Origin of the sequence: Noviherbaspirillum sp. ST9, from assembly GCF_048799745.1 — a bacterium.
In the GTDB taxonomy this organism is placed as follows: Bacteria; Pseudomonadota; Gammaproteobacteria; order Burkholderiales; family Burkholderiaceae_D; genus Noviherbaspirillum.
In genome coordinates this window covers 356,863-375,861 of sequence record NZ_JBLWFR010000002.1, presented here as the reverse complement: position 1 = coordinate 375,861, position 18,999 = coordinate 356,863, and the positions used below count along the sequence as shown (strand labels likewise).

General features: G+C 62.0%; 16 protein-coding genes. 8 read left to right on the top strand and 8 right to left on the bottom strand.

Going from position 1 to position 18,999, the window contains the following annotated elements:
* Positions 1-22 precede the first annotated feature (22 nt).
* Both glgX and glgA read right to left on the bottom strand, forming a co-directional pair.
* Positions 23-2,131 carry a glycogen debranching protein GlgX gene (glgX, locus tag ACNOHI_RS05050; RefSeq protein WP_420473555.1) on the bottom strand — a complete coding sequence of 703 codons (2,109 nt, stop codon included), beginning with the start codon at positions 2,129-2,131 and terminating at the stop codon, positions 23-25.
* Positions 2,132-2,216: 85 nt separating this feature from the next.
* Positions 2,217-3,740, bottom strand: a complete 1,524-nt coding sequence (glgA, locus tag ACNOHI_RS05045; protein ID WP_420473554.1) for a glycogen synthase GlgA — start codon at positions 3,738-3,740, stop codon at positions 2,217-2,219.
* Between the two features lie 257 nt (positions 3,741-3,997).
* Between glgA and ACNOHI_RS05040 the strand changes: the two genes are divergently transcribed.
* Positions 3,998-4,342 (top strand): copper-binding protein, encoded by a 345-nt coding sequence (locus ACNOHI_RS05040; protein ID WP_420473553.1) that lies wholly within the window; start codon positions 3,998-4,000, stop codon positions 4,340-4,342.
* A 48-nt stretch (positions 4,343-4,390) separates the two neighbouring features.
* On the opposite strand, the gene ACNOHI_RS05035 is transcribed toward ACNOHI_RS05040, so the two are convergent.
* On the bottom strand, positions 4,391-4,687 hold the full coding sequence (locus ACNOHI_RS05035) for a BON domain-containing protein (protein ID WP_420473552.1): 297 nt from the start codon (positions 4,685-4,687) through the stop codon (positions 4,391-4,393).
* Positions 4,688-5,166: 479 nt separating this feature from the next.
* On the opposite strand from ACNOHI_RS05035, the gene ACNOHI_RS05030 reads away from it, so the two are divergent.
* Positions 5,167-5,724: a PEP-CTERM sorting domain-containing protein gene (locus ACNOHI_RS05030; RefSeq protein WP_420473551.1), complete on the top strand. Its 558-nt coding sequence runs from the start codon at positions 5,167-5,169 to the stop codon at positions 5,722-5,724.
* A 169-nt stretch (positions 5,725-5,893) separates the two neighbouring features.
* Positions 5,894-7,864, top strand: a complete 1,971-nt coding sequence (locus ACNOHI_RS05025) for a peptidase U32 family protein (RefSeq protein ID WP_420473550.1) — start codon at positions 5,894-5,896, stop codon at positions 7,862-7,864.
* Positions 7,865-7,868: 4 nt separating this feature from the next.
* Here the strand turns inward: ACNOHI_RS05025 and ACNOHI_RS05020 are convergent, their stop codons facing one another.
* On the bottom strand, positions 7,869-8,255 hold the full coding sequence (locus ACNOHI_RS05020) for a c-type cytochrome (RefSeq protein ID WP_420473549.1): 387 nt from the start codon (positions 8,253-8,255) through the stop codon (positions 7,869-7,871).
* A 45-nt stretch (positions 8,256-8,300) separates the two neighbouring features.
* A complete protein-coding gene (locus ACNOHI_RS05015; protein ID WP_420473548.1) occupies positions 8,301-8,525 on the bottom strand; it encodes a hypothetical protein in 225 nt (74 codons plus the stop codon).
* 244 nt (positions 8,526-8,769) lie between these two features.
* On the opposite strand from ACNOHI_RS05015, the gene ACNOHI_RS05010 reads away from it, so the two are divergent.
* Complete coding sequence (locus ACNOHI_RS05010; protein ID WP_420473547.1) at positions 8,770-9,183, top strand: hypothetical protein; 414 nt, start codon at positions 8,770-8,772, stop codon at positions 9,181-9,183.
* A gap of 33 nt (positions 9,184-9,216) precedes the next feature.
* Here ACNOHI_RS05010 and ACNOHI_RS05005 read toward each other — a convergent pair whose 3' ends face one another.
* On the bottom strand, positions 9,217-10,263 hold the full coding sequence (locus ACNOHI_RS05005) for an AraC family transcriptional regulator (protein ID WP_420473546.1): 1,047 nt from the start codon (positions 10,261-10,263) through the stop codon (positions 9,217-9,219).
* 91 nt (positions 10,264-10,354) lie between these two features.
* On the opposite strand from ACNOHI_RS05005, the gene ACNOHI_RS05000 reads away from it, so the two are divergent.
* From ACNOHI_RS05000 to ACNOHI_RS04990, 3 genes are read left to right on the top strand one after another with little or no spacing between them, the layout of a single operon-like run.
* On the top strand, positions 10,355-11,992 hold the full coding sequence (locus ACNOHI_RS05000) for an FAD-binding oxidoreductase (protein WP_420473545.1): 1,638 nt from the start codon (positions 10,355-10,357) through the stop codon (positions 11,990-11,992).
* On the top strand, positions 11,970-13,595 hold the full coding sequence (locus ACNOHI_RS04995) for a glycerol-3-phosphate dehydrogenase/oxidase (RefSeq protein ID WP_420473544.1): 1,626 nt from the start codon (positions 11,970-11,972) through the stop codon (positions 13,593-13,595). The genes ACNOHI_RS05000 and ACNOHI_RS04995 overlap by 23 nt, the downstream gene beginning before the upstream one ends.
* 10 nt (positions 13,596-13,605) lie before the next feature.
* The gene (locus ACNOHI_RS04990; RefSeq protein ID WP_420473543.1) at positions 13,606-15,168 is read left to right on the top strand and encodes an FGGY-family carbohydrate kinase; all 1,563 of its coding nucleotides are present in this window, start codon (positions 13,606-13,608) and stop codon (positions 15,166-15,168) included.
* On the opposite strand, the gene ACNOHI_RS04985 is transcribed toward ACNOHI_RS04990, so the two are convergent.
* Positions 15,165-17,552: a penicillin-binding protein 1A gene (locus tag ACNOHI_RS04985; protein ID WP_420473542.1), complete on the bottom strand. Its 2,388-nt coding sequence runs from the start codon at positions 17,550-17,552 to the stop codon at positions 15,165-15,167. The two genes, ACNOHI_RS04990 and ACNOHI_RS04985, sit on opposite strands and share 4 nt — an antisense overlap.
* Positions 17,553-17,669: 117 nt before the next feature.
* Complete coding sequence (locus ACNOHI_RS04980) at positions 17,670-17,990, bottom strand: hypothetical protein (RefSeq protein ID WP_420473541.1); 321 nt, start codon at positions 17,988-17,990, stop codon at positions 17,670-17,672.
* 235 nt (positions 17,991-18,225) lie between these two features.
* Here ACNOHI_RS04980 and ACNOHI_RS04975 point away from each other — a divergent pair, with 235 nt between their 5' ends.
* Positions 18,226-18,969, top strand: a complete 744-nt coding sequence (locus tag ACNOHI_RS04975) for a phosphoribosyltransferase (protein WP_420473540.1) — start codon at positions 18,226-18,228, stop codon at positions 18,967-18,969.
* Positions 18,970-18,999 lie beyond the last annotated feature (30 nt).

The following is an 18,999-nucleotide window of genomic DNA, read 5'->3' as shown; positions in this document are numbered from 1 at the left end:
TGAATCGCCCGAGTATAACCCTCTACCGCAAGGCTTTCGGCACCCGGTTGGCAAGCACGAGGACGGCGTGGCCTGGAACGTCGATCTGCTCCTCGAATACAGCGCGAACATCCGTCTCGTCCGTGCTGCTGTCAACCAGCACATGCCAGCGGCGCGCAGGCTGTGGAAAGCGGAATGCAAGCGCGTCGTGCCCACCATTGACGAGCATCAGCACGACGTCGAGCCTCCCGTCATCGTCCAGACTGGCGCGCTGCACGGCCAGCGCCCTTGCTTCCGGGTTCTGCCATGCATCTGGCGGCAGCTCTTCTCCCCGCTCGTCGAACCAGGAAAGATCGCGCATGCCGTCGCCTACTTCGTCGCCGTGCTGGAAACGCTGCGACTGCAAGGCGTCGAAGCTGTGGCGGACCGCGAGCAAGCGGCCAACATAGGCAGTCAACGACCTGCCATCGTCCGATTGCGCCGCATTCCAGTCAACCCATGACAGTTCATTGTCCTGGCAATAGGCATTGTTGTTGCCCTGCTGGGAGCGACCGAACTCGTCGCCGGCCAGCAGCATCGGCGTTCCCTGCGCCAGTGCGACGGTGGCGAGCAAGGCGCGCTGCACCCGCTTGCGCAGCGCGAGGATCTGCTGATCGTCGGTTGCTCCTTCCACGCCCCAGTTATTGCTGAAATTCTCGGAATGACCGTCGTTGTTGTTCTCGCCGTTCGCTTCGTTGTGCTTTTCGTTATAGCTGACGACGTCGTGCAGCGTAAATCCATCGTGCGAGGCGACGTAATTGATCGAAGCCCAGGGCTTCCGTCTGCGGCGGTTGAATAAATCCGCCGACCCGGAAATGCGCGCGGCAAAATCGGCGCGCTGTCCCGGATCGCCGCGCCAGAAGCGGCGCACGCCATCGCGGAACTTGTCGTTCCATTCAGCAAAACCCGGCGGATGGTTACCGAGCTGGTAGCCACCGGGTCCGATATCCCATGGTTCTGAAATCAGTTTCAAGCGCGACAGCACCGGATCCTGCAGGATCGCGTCGAAGAATCCGGAGCCTGGATCGAAGCCGGTTCCTTCACGGCCCAGCGTTGCCCCAAGGTCGAAACGGAATCCATCGATATGAAAGGACTCGGCCCAGTAGCGCAGTGAATCCATGACCATTTGCAGGACGCGGGGATGAGAGACATTCAGCGTGTTACCGCATCCCGTCTCATTGATGTAATAGCGTTCATTCCCCGGTACCAGACGGAAATAGCTTGCGTTGTCGAGCCCCCGGAAGCTGATCGTCGGCCCCATTTCATTGCCGCTGCCGGTGTGGTTGTAGACCACGTCGAGGATGACTTCGATGCCGGCCGCATGCAGGCGGCGTACGGCGAGCCGCATATCGTTCAAGCCGCCGCCCGACAGATAGCCCGGCTCCGGCGCGAAGAAGGAAAACGGACTGTACCCCCAGTAATTGCGCAGTCCCTTTTCCAGGAGGAACCGGTCCTGCAGGAAGGCGTTGACCGGCATGAGCTCAAGTGTGGTCACGCCCAGCTTGAGCAGGTGGTCGATGAAGCGGGGATTGGCCAGCGCCGCAAAGGTGCCGCGCAGGTCGGGACGCAGGTCATCGCGCAGGATGGAAATGCCGCGTACGTGCGCCTCGTAGATGACGGTCTTCGACCATGGCACATAGGGGCGCCGGTCGTCACCCCAGTTGAACAGGTCTTCCACCACGATCGACTTGGGCATGGCTTGTGCACTGTCGCGACGGTCGAAACTGAGATCCGCGCGAGGCGATCCGAGGCGATAGCCGAACAAGGCATCCGACCAGCGCAGCGGCCCCGACATCAGGCGTGCGTAGGGATCGAGCAGCAGCTTGTGGTGGTTGAAGCGGTAGCCGCGATGCGGATCGTAAGGTCCATAGGCACGATAGCCATACAGCAAGCCCGGCGCGGCCTCCGGCAGATAGCCGTGCCAAACCTCATCGGTGCAGTCGGGCAGCGGCAGCCGCGCGACTTCCTTGCGGCCGGCGGCATCGAAAATGCAGAGCTCGATCTTCTCGGCATTGGCCGAAAACACAGCGAAATTGACGCCCTGTCCGTCATACGTGGCACCCAAGGGGCACGGACGCCCCGGCAGCAGGCGGTCAGGGATCTCAAAAAACATTAGGCTCGTCTCCAGATGCGGCTGTCATTGTCTTTCTGATGGAGCGTTGTCGATCCTTTAAGTTGCCTGCGGGCCTGCACACATGTCATGCGGTCATGTACTGCACGGCCTGCACATCCGACGATATCAGTGGCAGATCGAACAGCGCCCTGGCGTCGTCACTGGCAAGTGCGCGGTACACGGCGATGTATTCCTGCACCGGCTGCTCCCAGGAAAAATCGGCAGCCATGGCATTGCACTGCACGGCATGCCACCGACTCGGGTTCACGTAGAGGTCGAAGGCACGGCTGACGGCCGCTGTCATGTTCGAGGGGGCGTCACCGTCGAACAGGATGCCACTCGCCTCCTTGCATGGCGTACCCGAGAGCCCGGCATCAACAATCGTGTCGATGATTCCGCCGACGCGCGATGCAATCGGAATGGTGCCGTAACGCATCGAATACAAGGGCGTCAATCCGAACGGTTCGAACCGGCTTCCGTGCAGCAGCATGTCGGCGCCGGCATGGAGCGCGTGGGCGCGCTGCTCGTCATAGCCGATATGTACCCCGACGCGTCCCGAGAAATGTTTCGCCAATGCGGCAAACCCGGCTTCGTAACCGTGGTCGCCGCGGCCGAGGATGACGACTTGCGCACGCGGGAAACGCTGGAGCACCTCGGGAAGCGCGACCAGCGCGACATCGGCCATTTTCTGGTGGGTCATGCGGCTGCCGAGCGCCAGCACAGGGGCGAACGGGTCGGCCGGCAGCCCGAACAAGGTCTGCAATTCACGCTTGCACACGCTCTTGCCGCGCATGTCGAGTGGCCCGAACTGCCGTGCGATGAGCGGGTCCGTAGCGGGGTCCCAGGTCGAGGTATCGACGCCGTTGCGGATCGCGTGCAGGTCCTTCCGCCGCGCACTGAGCAGGCCGTCCATCCCATGGCCGAAGCGCGGCGTCAGGATTTCGCCAGCATAGGAATGGCTGACGGTCGAGATGCAATCGGCGTAGCGGATCCCGGCCTTGAGGAAGCTCAGCTGTCCCCAGTATTCGCAGCCCTCGGCAGTACGCATCTCCGGTGGAATGCCGAGGAGCGCCGCATGCGCCATGGGATAGTTGCCCTGGAATGCGAGGTTATGGATGGTCAGCAGTGTCCCCGTTCCCTGAATGCCGGCGGCTCTCAGGAGCGCGGGGACGAGGCCGGCATGCCAGTCATTCGCGTGCACCACGTGCGGTCGCGCGAGCGTCGTGCGACCGGCGCAAATTGCGACGGCCGCGTGCGCAAGCGCGCCAAAGCACAGGGCATTGTCCGCGAACTCCGTCCCCGCGTCGTCGACATAGGGATTGCCGTGACGGGTATCGAAGGCCGGCGTGCGCAGCAGGATGACCGGCACGTCCTGTCCGGGCATCGATCCCGCGAGAAGCCTGCCACCGCCGGGCAGGTCCGGCAGCATGCCCGCATCCTGCAAGCCGGTCGCCCTGGCGAGCGCGGTCGGATAGCCGGGCATGAGGATGGAGGCATCGATACCCCGCTTGCGCAGGCTGCGTGCCAGGGAAGTAATGACATCGGCGAGACCGCCGGTTTTGACGAGGGGGACTGCTTCAGATGCGACGATAAGAACGCGTGCGTTCAATGTGGTGACTCCGGATCGTGTTGTTGTGTTTCCCGCCATGGGAAAAAGCCACAATAATTCGCCGACCCGATTTCCCTCCTGTCAAATATCAATTTTTCGTTGCCTTCATTTCAAAGCGTCTGCGAACCGATGGTCAAGCACTTCCAGGGAGGTGAAGGATTCCCTTCGAGACATTGCCCGACGCGTTGGTTGTAGGCACAATGTGCGGGTCGGCCACTGGCCTGTCTCCACGTTCCACTCGCACCATGAAGGAAAACATGAAACACGTATCCAAGCTTGCTCTTGCCCTGCTCATGGGCCTCGCATCCGCGCAATCCGTTATCGCCCAGGATGCGCACAAGGGGCATCATGGCGCAGCCGCGGACACGACGGCCGCTGCGCAGCTCTCCGCCGGTGAAGTCAAGAAGATCGACAAGGGCGCTGGCAAGATCACCATCAAGCACGGCCGGATCTACCGCCTGGACATGGAGCCCATGACGATGGTGTTCCGCGTCGCCGACCCGAAGATGCTCGATCAGGTCAAGGTCGGGGACAAGATCCGCTTTGACGCCGACAAGGTAAAAGGTGCGCTCACCGTCGTGAAGATGGAAGCCGCGCAGTAATCCGTTCTTCCATCGCGGCCTGCCTCGCGGGCCGCACCTCTCCCATCCCTACTCTCCGGAACTCCGGTTAATCACCTGCAGGTTGTTGAAGACCTGCTGCACGCCGGAAACCTTCAGCGCGGTTTGCCCCGCGTCGCTCTTCTGCTTCTCCGTCCCGATAAAGCCGGAGAGGATCACGACGCCCTTCGCCGACTCGACCTTCACCGAGCGCGCACCCCCGATTCCTTCCGTCTGGGCAATTTCCTGTTTTACGCGCGCCGATAACTGGGCGTCGGGAGAAGGATTTGGCGTGGCACAGGCGCCAAGCAAGAATGCCGCGCCAAGAATGAGACCTGTGGTTTTCATTGCACCTCCATTGTTCGTATCAGGTAAGGGAACTGAAGGTTATGACAACGCGTGGGCGCAAAAAAATTCCCCACGCAGCGTTTGTCCGAACGGTTTGAATACCCCTTCTTTGTCGATGGAATTGACACTTCTGGCTGGCAAAACGTTTGCGCAAAGTCAGTCGAATCGGGCTAATCCGAGCCGCACGGAAATTTACTGCCCAGATTTTTGGGCCGCAGAAATTTTATTCATTCCCCTTGGAATATTGCATATCCGATAAGACAGAATTTTTCCGTACGGCTTCGTAAGGCATTGATAAATCTCACTTTTTGTCGACCACGCTTACATCTCATACAGCGTCCGTCCGTATTCGGCGATGAATGCCAGTCAAAACAAAGAGTTAACTATTTGGCATTGACTTTGCTGTACCTATGGTGACGCAAGCTGCCATTGCGTTTTGTCAATCAAGTCCTTTTATTCAACTTTACGAGGGGAATCATATGTTCAAGCGTTTCATTGCCACAGGAGTCGCTGCCTGTGCAGGCCTGGTACTCAGCGTGGCCAGCCTGCCAGCCGCAGCCTACACATTGGACGTCAAGATCGGCCAGACCTTGTCAGGAAACTCCGGCGATGCGACGGAGCTGGCTGCCATCGAAGCGATCACCGGCCAGGATCTGGAACTGGACTCAAAAGTCGACATCAGCACCGCCGCCCAGAACCCGGGCACGCTCGATCAGTGGTTCATCGATGTCGCCCCTGATACGCCAGGTTTCTTCGCTGTCAAATTCGGCATCGGCGGGCTAAACGTTGCAGCTGACACCTTTTTCTTCCAGAACATTGCAGAGTTGACGAAGCTCGTCTTTTCCGACGCGCAAGTTCTTGGAATTACCGGCATGTCGGGTTGCAGAAACTGCAATATTGAACGTATCAGCCATTACACGACGTTCAGCGGTGGCGAAACCCACGTACCCGAGCCCCTGCCGTTGACGCTGCTGGGCATCGGCATGGCCGGAATGTGGTTGTCGCGCAGGCAGCGTCGCGGTGACACCCAGGCGTGACATGGGCGTTACAGGCTATGCAATTAACAATAACTCTACGCCATTCCTGACTTTCAATAATTAGACCGGGGAAGGCATCCTACCGGATGCCCATTCCCCGGAACTTCTCTCCCACTGCCGGGGTCGTGCTTTGGCTATAATTTCCGCCTTCGCCCGATTGGACCCCGCCATGTCACTCCCCGCCCACCATCTCGAACTGCTCTCGCCCGCCAAAACCGCCGAGATCGGACGCGAAGCCATCCTCCACGGGGCCGACGCGGTCTACATTGGGGGGCCTTCGTTCGGCGCCCGCCACAATGCAAGCAATTCGATCGAGGACATCGCCGGACTGGTCGATTTCGCCCATCGCTACCATGCGCGCATCTTCGTTACGCTGAACACCATCCTGCATGACGCCGAGCTGGACGCCGCGCGCAAGCAGATCTGGCAACTTTACGATGCCGGCGTCGATGCCCTCATCGTGCAGGACATGGGCCTGCTCGAAATGGACCTGCCGCCCATTCAGTTGCATGCGAGCACGCAGTGCGATATCCGCACGGTGGAGAAGGCGCGCTTCCTTGGTGCGGTCGGGTTCTCCCAACTGGTGCTCGCGCGCGAGCTGACGCTGGAGCAAATCCGCCGGATCCGGGCGGAAGTCGACACCCCGCTTGAATACTTCATCCATGGCGCGCTGTGCGTCGCGTTTTCGGGCCAGTGCTACATCTCCCATGCCGACACCGGCCGCAGCGCCAATCGCGGCGACTGCTCGCAGGCTTGCCGCCTGCCCTATACCCTTACGGATGGCGAGGGACGCGTGGTGGCCTATGAAAAGCACCTGCTGTCGATGAAGGACAACGACCAGAGCCGCAATCTCGAAGCGCTGGTCGACGCCGGCATCCGCTCGTTCAAGATCGAGGGACGCTACAAGGACATGGGTTATGTGAAGAACATTACCGGTCATTACCGGATGTTGCTCGACGAAATCCTGGAGCGGCGCCCCGAGTTCGCCCGCGCGTCCAGCGGCAGCACGCGCTTGATGTTCACGCCCGACGTGGACAAGAACTTCCATCGCGGCCATACAGACTATTTTGCGAATGGCCGACTGGCGGACATCGGCGCTTTCGATTCGCCGAAATATGTAGGGGTGGAACTGGGGACGGTGACGCGCATGGGCGCCGATCATTTCGACATGGTGACGGACGCCCCAATGGCCAATGGGGACGGCCTGAATTACATGAACAAGCGCAATACCGTCGGACTCCAGGCCAACAAGGTGGAAAGGCTCGGTGAGGACGAGGACGGCCAACGCTGGCGCGTTTTCCCGAATGAACAGTTGAGCGCCCTGCCCGGCCTCAAGCCAGGCACCGTCATCCACCGCAACCGCGACCACCAGTGGGAAGGCGCACTGAACAAGAAGTCGTCAGAGCGCAAGGTAACGCTGCACCTGACACTGACCGAACATGCGGACGGCCTGCGCCTTGCCACGTGCGACGAGGACGGCATCACCACGACGACCGACGCGGCCATTGCGTTCCAGCCTGCGCAGCAGCCCGTGCAGGCGGAAGCCTCCCTGCGCTCCAGCCTGGGCAAGCTCGGCAATACGATGTTCGAGGCGGGCAACGTGGAACCGAAGCTGTCGAAGCCGTGGTTCGTACCGGCAGCGGCGATCAATGCGCTGCGCCGTGATGCCATTGAAGCGCATGAAACAGCACGCCTCGCCTCCTGGCAGCGCCCGCCGCGCAAGGCATCGGCAGAACCGCGCCCCGCCTATCCCGAATCACAACTGAGCTACCTTGCGAATGTGTACAACGAGAAGGCGCGCGCCTTCTATCAAAAGCACGGCGTGCAATTGATTGACGCGGCTTACGAAGCGCACGAGGAACCGGGTGAGGTGTCATTGATGATCACCAAGCACTGTCTGCGCTTCTCGTTCAACCTCTGTCCGAAGCAGGCAAAGGGCGTACAAGGCGTACAGGGCCAGGTGCGGGCCGATCCGATGACGCTGGTCAGCGGCAACGAGCGCTATACGCTGCGTTTTGACTGCAAGCCCTGTGAAATGCATGTGGTCGGGGCGATGAAGCCGAACATCCTGAACTCGCCTCCGCCGTCGGCGGTGCCGTACAGCCCGCTGGTCTTCCATCGCAAGCGCCCGGCCGCCTGAAGCATTACTGGATTCCGACCTTCCTCTGCTCCATGCGGATATAGGCGGTTATGTGCGCGACGTCATCGGGTGTCAGCCCGGGCACGGCCGCCATGTCGCCGAACTTCCAGTGGTGCGCCCGCACCCCGTTCTTGACGGCGAACTGGAAGGCGGCGTCGCTGTGATGGGACGGTTCGTAGATTTTGTGCAGCATGGACGGTCCCTTGTCGCTGCCTCTCAGATCCGCGCCATGACAGGCAGCGCACTGGGCGGCAAACAGGGTTTTTCCCTTGGCGGGATTGGGCATCAGGCCTTCGCTCGGCTTCGGGATCAGCATCGACTGTGCGACCGACGCACTTGCAGTACACGCAAGCAGCAATCCGATGAGTTTGCGTTTCAACATTTCGTTCATTACGCCGTTCCCTTGCCCCGCCGCTGCGGCAGGTTCAACAGCAATTTAACGCGCGCGGGACAGGATGACCAGCCACTTCTTCCACAACAGGAGTTCAAGATGGCCGGCTTCCACCCCGGTGCTGCAATCGATCAGCGGATTGACGCGGTAGTAGCGCTTGCGGAAGTCGCGGCACACGAAAATTTCGCGGCGGCCGAAACGGAGCAGGAACGAAGTCGGGGCGTATTCAAGGCCAAAGCGTGCGCCGAAGGAATTGTTCAGGTGTGCCATGTCAGTCCTCCAATGTTTCGTCGTTGATCGAGTCCTTACTTTAGCACAACTACTGTATAAAACAACAGCGCTGTAAAAAAATCCAGTATGTTAGCAGATAGACAATCCCAGTGATATTGCCATCATCCGCTTTATCGTCCTTTCGAACGATTTCAATCGCCAAGCTTCGGTCCTAGCATAAACAGGCAATAACGGTAACCGAGCGTTCATAGAAGCGCATCACCAGCAATCAATAGGAGACCACATGTCCTTTGCTTGGCGACAACTGCAATCCGCAATGCGCGTCCTGACTGGAACGGGCGAGCGACGCGACCGCCTCCACGCTGCACTGAGCAAGCTGATCAAGCTCAAGCAGCGCGACCTTCCAGCCGAAGTGGCCGATGATTTCAACACCCTCGTCGGCGGGATCTCGCGCTTCCCGCTCAGGAGCATCAGCCAGGAGATCAAGACTACGGTCGGAATACTGACCGATGAGGAAGTGATCGATGCCATCAGCCGGGTGATGCGCATGTATGACGCGGTCGCGGCATACCAGCCGCGGCCGGTGAAGCATCCCGGCGGTCCGCGCCGCCTCGACATGCAACCGTTGCCATGGCCTGTCCCCGCCCTGCATATCCTCGAAACGCGCCAAGGCGCCTTCTTCCACGAAACGGCCTGAGCACATAGGGCGGGATTGGAACCCGTTCCCGCCCTAGTTTCGTTCCAGGCCTTCCCGATACGCGCCGGGGTTCTTACCGGTCCACTCCTTGAATGCATGGCAGAACGAGCTCTGCTCCTGGTAACCCAGGAGGAAAGCGATCTCGGCCAGGCTTAGCCTTTCGCGCTTCAGGTAATCGATGGCGAGTTCGTGCCGCGTGCGGTCCAGCACCTGCTGGAAGGTCACGCCCGCGTCGGCAAGCTTGCGCTGCAGCGTACGCTGGGTCATGGTCAATTCCTCCGCGATCGTCGCCAGGCGCACCCTGTCCTGCGCAAGGTTGCGGACGATGGCGCCGCGTACTTGCGCGACGATACCCGCATCCGCCTGCGCCCGCTGCTTCTCGCGCAACAACTGTTCCGCATGCTGCTGCAGCACGGGATACAGGCCGACATCGGCATTGCGTACCGGCCATGCGAGGAGCGCCGCGTCAAAACGCGCACAATGCGCTTCCGCGCCGAACCGCACCATGTCGCCGAAGATGCGCTGATGCTCCGTCCTGTCCTCCGGCGCCGCATGCACGAAGGATATCTGCGCGTGCGGAAGCGTTGTTCCCGCCAGCCAGCTGCCCATGACCTGGATGCCGGCAAAGACGCTTTCCGCGAGGTGTCGGCTCGCTCCCGGCAATGCGCTGTCCCAGCGATATTCCGCCACGCCTCCCTCCATGCGCAAGGATGATCGCCCCAGGTCGTGCGCCAGCCCTTCGAATCGCAGGGTTTGTTGCAGGGCTTGTCCGAAATCGCGGCAGCTCAGAAGGATGAGACCGTAGACGTTGTAGGCACCCAGGTTCACGCACTCGCCGACATGGAGGCCGAAGTGCGGGTCTTGGGCGAGTGCCGCGCCCGCGTCGAGCAGCCGCACATAGGTCGCCACAGCAAGCACGTCGGGAAGTGGCGACAGCGCTCCCGCAGGAAGCCCGATTGCATGTGCCAGGTCCACCGCGCGCACGCCGCGCGCTGCGGCCGCCTCAAGCAAAGGCTGCACGTAAGGCCCGGCGACGATGCCTGCGGCTTGATCAATTCCGGTAGGCGGTGCGGTTGTCATGTTCGGACAAATGGCGTGTCATGAATGCGCAATACAAGGAGGACTCCAATCAATAAGCTGCTGCCAAAGTATAAACAAAAGGAGCAGGAAGATGAGACGATGGAATGGCTGGGGCGACGAGTCGATCGAATTCGCCCTGACCGAAGATGCGCTGCAATTCCTCCGCGAACGGCTTGGCCCCGGGACAACTCCCCGCGATGCCGGCTTTGAAGAAGTGTGCCGCCGCGTGCCGCCAGGCCGCCTCAAGTCGCACCGACTCATCGAAGCTTCGCCGCAGGCGCGGTTGCGCAACGGACTGGGGCAAAGCATGCAGGACTGGCTGCGGCTGCGCTACGGCGTGCCCGGTGCGTTGCCGGATGGCGTTGCCTTTCCGGAAAGCAGCGAACAGGTGCGGGAATTGCTCGACTACGCGGCGCGCCATGATGTTGCCGTTATCCCGTACGGCGGCGGCACCAGTGTCGTCGGCCACTTGAGCGCGCCCTGCGGCGACCGTGCCGTCCTCACCGTCAACCTGTCGCGCCTGTCGCAGCTGCTTGACCTCGACGCCGAGGCCCAACTGGCAACCTTCGGCGCGGGCATCGCGGGACCGGACCTGGAAGCGCAATTGCGTGCACACGGCTATACCCTGGGACATTTCCCGCAATCCTTTGAATATTCCACACTCGGCGGGTGGGTGGTCACGCGCTCCTCGGGGCAGCAGTCGCTGCGTTACGGGCGCATCGAACAGCTCTTTGCCGGCGGCAAGATGGAAACCCCGCGCGGCATGCTGCGCATTCCGGCGTTTCCCGCATCTGCTGCCGGGACCGACCTGAGGGAGATGGTGCTCGGCTCCGAGGGGCGTCTTGGCATCCTGACGGAGGCAACCGTTCGCATCTCGCGCCTGCCACAAACGGAATCCTTCCATGCGGTTTTCTTCCCCGGCTGGGCCGACGCCGAAAACGCATTGCGCCACATCGCGCAGTCGCGCATTGCCTTGTCCATGCTGCGTCTGTCCAACCCGGTAGAAACGCTGACGACCCTGCGCCTGGCGGGCCACAGGACGATGATCGGCGCACTGGAACGCTACCTGCGCTGGCGCGGATGCGGACAGGATAAATGCCTGCTCTTGCTCGGTGCGAGCGGTGAGCCCGCGGCGACGCGAACGGCCCTCGCCTCTGCGCTGCGCGTGGCGCGCGAACATCATGGCGTCCACGCGGGACAGGCCATCGGGCGCAAATGGAAAGCAAACCGTTTCCGCAATGTCTATCTTCGCAATTCCCTCTGGAGCCGCGGATACGCGGTGGACACCGTGGAAACGGCCGTCGAATGGCCGAAGGTCAGGAGCGCGATGCATGCAGTGGAACAGGCCGCAAGCCGGGCACTGGAGGCGGACGGAGAACGCGTCCACGCTTACACGCATCTTTCCCACGTCTATCCCCAAGGCGCGAGCGTCTACTCCACGTTCGTCTACCGCCTGGCTGGTGACTTCGAGACCGACCTCGCCCGGTGGCGGCGACTGAAGGCCGCAGTCAGCGACGCCATCGTCGCCTCCGGTGGAACCATCAGTCACCAGCACGGCGTCGGCACGGACCATGCGCCCTATCTGCAAGCGGAAAAAGGCGAACTCGGCTTGGGCGCCATGCGTCGCCTGTTCCATCATTTCGATCCGCAGGGCGTGATGAATCCCGGCAAGCTGGTTGGACAAAGCAGTGAGGAGGAAGGCCATCATGTGGCGCGAAAACTCGCGTGACCGCCTGGCCGCGGAGCTCGGTGCACAGGAATGGGACGTGCTCGTGATCGGCGGCGGCATCACCGGCGCCGGCATCCTTCTGGAAGCCGCCCGCCAGGGACTGACCACGCTGCTCGTGGAACAACGCGATTTCGCGTGGGGCACTTCCAGCCGTTCGTCAAAGCTGGTGCACGGCGGACTCCGCTATATCAAGGAAGGAAAACTGCTGCTGACGCGCGACTCGGTGCGCGAGCGGCAGAACCTGCTCAAGGAGGCCCCTGGCCTGGTGGAAACACAGGGATTTGCTTTCGCCGATTATCAGGGACGCAAGCCGGGCCGCCGTCTGTTCGCCGCCGGGCTCGTCCTGTACGACCTGATGGCCGGGCAGCGTTCGCGGCACTACCACGCGCGGGACGACTTCCTCATGCTCACGCCGCATATCCGGCGCGAACAACTGAATGGCGGCATGTGCTACGCCGATGCCAAGACCGATGACGCCCGTCTCGTGCTCCGCGTATTGCAGGAGGCGGTCGATGCAGGCGGGACTGCGGTGAATTACCTTGCGGTGAAGCAGCTTCACCGTGTCGGCGGGCGCGTGGCCAGTGTCGCGTTGACCGACAGTCATACGGGCGAGTCGTTCATCGTGCGTGCGCGCGCGGTCATCAATGCGACGGGCGCCTGGGCCGACACACTGCGCAACGTCACCGGCGGCCAACCAAAACTTCGTCCCTTGCGCGGCAGCCACCTCGTCCTGCCTGCCTGGCGCTTGCCCGTCGCGCAGGCCGTCAGCCTCATGCATCCACTCGACGGCAGGCCTGTATTCGTATTTCCGTGGGAAGGCGCGACGCTGGTCGGGACGACCGATGTCGACCATGCGCCTGCCCTGCAGCACGAAGCATCCATCACGCCCGAAGAATTCTCGTACCTGATGATGGCCATCGAGTTCCAGTTTCCGGAACTCGCCATTCGTCCGGACGACGTGACCGCGACCTATGCGGGAGTGCGTCCCGTCATCGATACCGGCAAGGCCGATCCCTCGCGGGAAGGCCGAGACCACGCGGTATGGCTGGAAGACGGCCTGCTCACCGTCACTGGCGGGAAGCTCACCACCTTCCGGCTGATCGCCCGCGACGCAATGAAACAGGTGAAGGCACTCTTGCCGGGTTGGCAGCCCGATCTGCGCCTCAAGCCGATCTTCTCGCCGTCCCCGCCACTGCCGCGTCATCGATCCCTCACGCGCCTGCAAACGCGCCGGCTCGAAGGCCGCTACGGACGGCATGCGCCACAAGTCGTGGAACACGCCCCGCCGGATGAGCTGACGCCGATTCCCGGCACGGAGACGCTCTGGGCGGAACTGCGATGGGCCGCTCGCGCGGAGGCGGTACTTCATCTGGAAGACTTGCTGCTGCGTCGCACCCGCATCGGACTGCTCCTGCGCGACGGCGGCGCAGCGCACCTAAGCCGCATCCGCCGGATCTGCCAGCCTGAACTCGGCTGGAGCGACCAACGCTGGCATGCCGAACAGGATGCCTATCTGGCACTATGGCAACGGCACTACGGATTGCCGCCGCAGCATCTCCTGCCCGACTGGCGCAAGCTGAGGCCGGTGCTGCAGGCCAACTAGAGGACCTGACATGTCATCGGAATATCTCCTTGCCATCGACAACGGCACCCAGAGCGTGCGCGCGATCCTGTTCGACCTGCAGGGGCATATCGTTGCCAAGTCCCAGGTACATCTCGATGCTTATTTCTCTGCCGAGCCGGGTTGGGCCGAGCATGGCGTCGACGAGTACTGGCAAGCGTTGTGCACCGCCTGCCAGCGCCTGTGGGCTCAATCGGCCATCCCGCGTTCGGCCGTCAGGGGCGTGGTGGTCACCACCCAGCGCGGCACCGTGGTCAACCTCGATCGCGAGGGAAAGCCCTTGCGCCCGGCCATCGTGTGGCTGGACCAGCGGCGCACGAACAATGTCCCCGCGCTCCATCCTCTCTGGCGAGCAGCGTTCAAGCTCGCCCGCGTCGAGAACACGGTCGACTTCTTCCTTGGCGAAGCCGAGGCGAACTGGATCAAGGCGCACCAACCCGAGATCTGGGAACGCACGGACAAATTCCTTCTGCTGTCCGGCTACCTCAACTACCGCCTTGGCGGTGAATTCATCGATTCCATCGGCTCGCAGGTCGCCTACATCCCCTTCGATTACAAAGGGCTGCGATGGGCACCGTCCTGGGACTGGAAATGGCAGGCGCTTGCCATCGAACGACGCATGCTGCCGGAGCTGGTTCCGCCCGGAACGGTAATGGGCAAGGTCACAGCCGAAGCCGCCGACGAAACCGGCATCCCCGCAGGCACGCCGTTGATTGCGGCGGCGGCCGACAAGGCCTGCGAAGTCATCGGTGCGGGTTGCCTGGAGCCGCATATCGGCTGCCTGAGCTATGGAACGACAGCGACCATCAACACGACAAGCCGCAAATATGTCGAGGTCACGCCCTTCATTCCGCCCTATCCTGCTGCCGTGCCGGGCGCATATAGCACCGAAGTGCAGATCTTCCGCGGCTACTGGATGGTGAACTGGTTCAAGGAACAGTTCGGCCTGCATGAAAAGATGCGTGCGGCCGAGGAAGGCGTGGCGCCGGAGGAACTGTTCGACGACCTGGTGAATGCGGTGCCGCCAGGAGCGATGGGGCTGATGCTCCAGCCGTACTGGACGCCGGGGATCAAGCAGCCGGGGCCGGAAGCCAAGGGCGCTGTCATCGGCTTTGGCGACGTGCACAACCGTGCGCACCTGTACCGCGCCATCCTGGAAGGACTCGCGTACGCGCTGCGTGAAGGCAAGGAGAAAATAGAAAAGCGAAGCGGCGTGCCGATCACGTCGCTGCGGGTGTCCGGAGGCGGCTCGCAGAGCGACGCCGCGATGCAACTGACCGCGGACATTTTCGGCCTGCCGACTGCGCGTCCGCATGTGTACGAAACCTCGGGCCTGGGCGCCGCGATCAATGCCGCAGTCGGTGTCGGACTGCACAGGGATTTCGATACGGCGATCGGGGCGATGACGCGGGTCGGCAAGGTCTTCGAACCGAAGCCGGATCATCGCGCGACCTACGACGCGCTGTACTCGCGCGTGTACAAGAAAATGTACGCGCGACTCGGACCGCTGTACCAGCAGATCCAGGAAATTACCGGATATCCGAAGTTGTCCTAGTTGCCGCGATACGTCATGTCGTTCGGCTGCTGAACCTCGCGCGGCGCCGGCGGTGCAGCCGGCCGGCCGCCGAAGAGACGATCCCAGAAGCCGCGGACCGGATCGACGTCGACGGATTGCACGGCATTCTCCCGGGTGTACTCCTCGTACATCCAGTCGCCATCCGCCTGCACCAGTCCGACGGGAACGCCGCGTTGCACCGGTCCCTTACCTTTCAATGCCGTACGCATGTAGTCGATCCAGATCGGCAACGCAACCGTGCCGCCGTACTCGCGCCCGCCCAGCGAACGCGGTTTGTCGTAACCCATCCAGGCAACCGCGACGACGTCGCCGCCATAACCCGCGAACCATCCGTCCATGGAATCGTTGGTCGTGCCCGTCTTTCCGGCAAGGTCGCGCCGGCCAAGCCGCTGGCTTGCTGCGTAACCGGTGCCGGAATTCACCACGTCGCGCAGCATGCTGTCCACGAGCCAGGCATTGCGGGCATCCAGCACCCGCGCATTTTCATCCCCGGCGATTGCCGGCTTGTTTTCAAGGAGTACGTTTCCGCGCGCATCGACCACCTTCTGGATCAGGTACGGTGCCACCTGGTACCCCCCATTGGCGAACACCGCGTAGGCGCCCGCCATCTGCAGCGGCGTCACCGCGCCAGTGCCCAGCGTCAGGGTCAGGTTGGACGGATGCTTGTCCTGCGCGAAGCCGAAACGCGACAGGTGCTGCAGTGCGAACGGCGGCGTGATGGTCTGCAGGATGCGGATCGACACCAGGTTCTTGGAACGCTTCAGTCCGGTGCGCATGGTGACCGGTCCATCGTAATTACCGTCATCGTTCTGCGGATTCCATGCCGGCCCGCTGCCGTCGGCGATGCCCCCGTCGAGCGGCGCATCGTTGACGATGGTGGCGGGTGAAAAGCCCTTCTCCAGCGCCGCCGAATAGATAAACGGCTTGATGCTGGAGCCCGGCTGGCGCCAGGCCTGGGTCACATGGTCGAACTGGTTGAGGTTGAAGTCGAAACCGCCGACCATCGCGCGGAACGATCCGTCGTTGGCGTTGATCGAAACGAAAGCGGCGGACACTTCAGGCAGCTGGGTAATCCACCAGCGCTTTTTGGCATCCCGGCTCACGCGGATGACCGTCCCCGGACGAATGCGGTTCTTGCCTTTTCCGGAAATTGCCGACGACGCGAATTTCAGGCCCTCTCCCGCGATTTCAGCTACTTCGCCGGACAGCAGCTCGGCGCGCACCGCCTTTGCGGATGCGGAGAGCACAACGGCAGCGTACATGTCGTCACTGTCCGGATGCCTTGCCAGAATCTCGTCGATCGCCTGCGCGCGGTCTTCCTCGCCGGACGGCAGGTCGATGTAATCTTCCGGCCCGCGGTAGCCGTGCCTGCGGTCATAGTCGAGCACGCCCTTGCGCACCGCCTCGTAGGCCGCGTCCTGGTCGGTGCTGCTGAGTGTCGTGTACACGGTGTAGCCATGCGTGTAGACGTCGTCCTTGTACTTGTCGTACATGTATTGGCGCACAATTTCGGCAGCGTGCTCGGCGTGCGTCTGCATCAGGTAGCCCTTGCTGCGCACCTGCAGCTTTTCCTTGGCCGCCTGCTCGTACTGCGCCGGCGTGATGTAGCCGAGTTCGCGCATGCGCTTGAGGATGTATTGCTGGCGCTGTTTTGCGCGGGTCGGATTGACGACCGGGTTGGCAGTCGATGGCGCCTTCGGCAGGCCCGCGAGCATGGCCGATTCGGCAATCGTCAGCTCGCCCACTTCCTTGCCGAAATAGATACGCGCGGCGCTGCCGAATCCATAGGCGCGCTCACCAAGATAGATCTGGTTCATGTACAGCTCCAGGATCTGATCCTTGGTCAGTTTTTGCTCAATGCGGTAGGACAGCACGATCTCCTGGATCTTGCGCGAATACTCCTTCTTGCGGCTCAGGTAAAAATTGCGCGCCACTTGCATGGTGATGGTCGAAGCCCCCTGCGAGCGGCTGGCGCCGAAGTTCATGATGAAGGCACGCGCGATGCCGGTGTAGTCCACCCCGCCGTGCTCGTAGAAATTGGCATCCTCGATCGCCAGTACGGCCTTCTTCATGACCGCCGGCATGTCGGCGATCCGCACGAAGTCGCGACGCTCCTCGCCAAACTCGCCAATCAGCACCTGGTCGGCGGTATAGACGCGAAGCGGAATTTTCGGCCGGTAGTCGGTCAGCGCGTCGAGCGACGGCAGGTTGGGCAGGACGATAAGCGCGATGTAGCCGGCCAGCAGTGCGCACCCCGCGGCACCTGCGGCGGCAAGCAACAGCAGGAATTGCAGGAGGCGGGCCTTGTGAGGGCGCTTGGCGGTACGTGACGACTTCGAATTGGCGGATGATTTTCGCGCCACTCCGTACTCCCTTCGGCGAATATGCAATGCGCAACTTTATCAGGCATTAGCAGTGCATGGCCGTAAGAAGATGTAACACCTGCCGGCGGAGTGGCGCGGAGAAACTTGCGCCGGGGATCAGTGGAGTTGCTGCTTGAGGGAGGAAATCGCCTTGCGCGCCTGGCGCACGGCATTCTGTACCTGCACGTCGACGTAGTCGCCCTGGGCGCAGGATTGCATCGCGCGGTCGCCAATCTTTTCCAGCTTGCTCACGCATTGCCGGATCTGCTCATCACCCTGGCCCTGTTCGGCCACTTGGATCGCATGGTCCGCTTCCTGCTCCAATTCGCTCAGGCAACTACGCAGCCGCTCCGGCACATCGGCGCTCATCTCGCACATCTGGGCGGCGGCATCGATGCACTGTTCCACTTGGGAAAATCGGTCTCTGAGCTGGTTCATCTGCATGGGGGCTCCTTTCCATTCTGTTACGTGAATGCGGTTTGGTGACCGCCAGCGTCATTAGTTCCGCAGAAGCCGCCCAAGCAATGCTTGCAACAAGCCGCGCAGCGCGTAATTTGTACAAGTGGAGGTGTAAAGACGCCCACCCGAATCGTCTTCCCCGGGCTTTCCCCACGGCGGCCGCTTGGCAGGCATCTTGCAAAAACCCTTGTCTCCAGCATGGAGTGCACACGGCATGTTTCCCAATCGCCATCCTTTCCGCGACCGTCGCGATGCCGGCCGCAAGCTCGCAGCGGCCCTGCAATATCTGAAGGAATCTGATCCCGTCATCCTGGCCTTGCCACGCGGGGGTGTGCCTGTCGCCTTCGAGGTCGCGCAATCCTTGCATGCCCAGCTCGACGTTTTCCTCGTGCGCAAGATCGGCGCGCCTGGATTTTCGGAGCTGGGGCTCGGCGCCATTGCGGAGGGACGGGAACAGTACTGCGTGATCAACCACGAACTGGCGCTGCGCGCGCACGCGTCCGATATCTACCTGGAGGAGGAAAAGCAGCGGCAACTGGCCGAAATGTCGCGGCGGCGCGAGCGGTATCGCGGCGGCCGCGAGCTTGTCGAGCTGCGCGACCGGATTGTCGTCGTGATTGACGACGGGATTGCTACCGGTGGAACGATGAAAGTCGCGCTACAGGCAATCGCCTCAGCCAAGCCGGAACGCCTGCTGTTTGCCGTGCCCGTTGCACCTGCGGAGTCCCTTGCCGCACTTTACGATCTAGCGGACGACGGTGTCTGCCTGCTTTCTCCTGCGGATTTCCGCGCCGTCAGCCAGTATTACGGCGACTTCGACCAGACCAGTGACGAGGAAGTGGTCCTGCTCCTGGAGGCAGCCGCGTCGTCTCATCCCCAGCCGGACACGCCGGAGGATATGGCCAGGCCGTTCGAGCCGGACCCGCCCGCTTCGGATCACACCGGAGGCCGCATCTGAGCCGCGCCGCGCGCGCCGGGCAGTCCGCGG

Bases quoted from the DNA above. Each gene is read 5' to 3' on its own strand.
- ACNOHI_RS04975 (WP_420473540.1), top strand. From the start codon at position 18,226: ATGTTTCCCAATCGCCATCCTTTCCGCGACCGTCGCGATGCCGGCCGC.
- ACNOHI_RS05010 (WP_420473547.1), top strand. From the start codon at position 8,770: ATGTCCTTTGCTTGGCGACAACTGCAATCCGCAATGCGCGTCCTGACT.
- ACNOHI_RS05035 (WP_420473552.1), bottom strand. From the start codon at position 4,687: ATGAAAACCACAGGTCTCATTCTTGGCGCGGCATTCTTGCTTGGCGCC.
- ACNOHI_RS04990 (WP_420473543.1), top strand. From the start codon at position 13,606: ATGTCATCGGAATATCTCCTTGCCATCGACAACGGCACCCAGAGCGTG.
- ACNOHI_RS05020 (WP_420473549.1), bottom strand. From the start codon at position 8,255: ATGAACGAAATGTTGAAACGCAAACTCATCGGATTGCTGCTTGCGTGT.
- ACNOHI_RS05030 (WP_420473551.1), top strand. From the start codon at position 5,167: ATGTTCAAGCGTTTCATTGCCACAGGAGTCGCTGCCTGTGCAGGCCTG.
- glgX (WP_420473555.1), bottom strand. From the start codon at position 2,131: ATGTTTTTTGAGATCCCTGACCGCCTGCTGCCGGGGCGTCCGTGCCCC.
- ACNOHI_RS05005 (WP_420473546.1), bottom strand. From the start codon at position 10,263: ATGACAACCGCACCGCCTACCGGAATTGATCAAGCCGCAGGCATCGTC.
- ACNOHI_RS04980 (WP_420473541.1), bottom strand. From the start codon at position 17,990: ATGAACCAGCTCAGAGACCGATTTTCCCAAGTGGAACAGTGCATCGAT.
- ACNOHI_RS05025 (WP_420473550.1), top strand. From the start codon at position 5,894: ATGTCACTCCCCGCCCACCATCTCGAACTGCTCTCGCCCGCCAAAACC.
- ACNOHI_RS05000 (WP_420473545.1), top strand. From the start codon at position 10,355: ATGAGACGATGGAATGGCTGGGGCGACGAGTCGATCGAATTCGCCCTG.
- ACNOHI_RS05015 (WP_420473548.1), bottom strand. From the start codon at position 8,525: ATGGCACACCTGAACAATTCCTTCGGCGCACGCTTTGGCCTTGAATAC.
- ACNOHI_RS04995 (WP_420473544.1), top strand. From the start codon at position 11,970: ATGTGGCGCGAAAACTCGCGTGACCGCCTGGCCGCGGAGCTCGGTGCA.
- ACNOHI_RS05040 (WP_420473553.1), top strand. From the start codon at position 3,998: ATGAAACACGTATCCAAGCTTGCTCTTGCCCTGCTCATGGGCCTCGCA.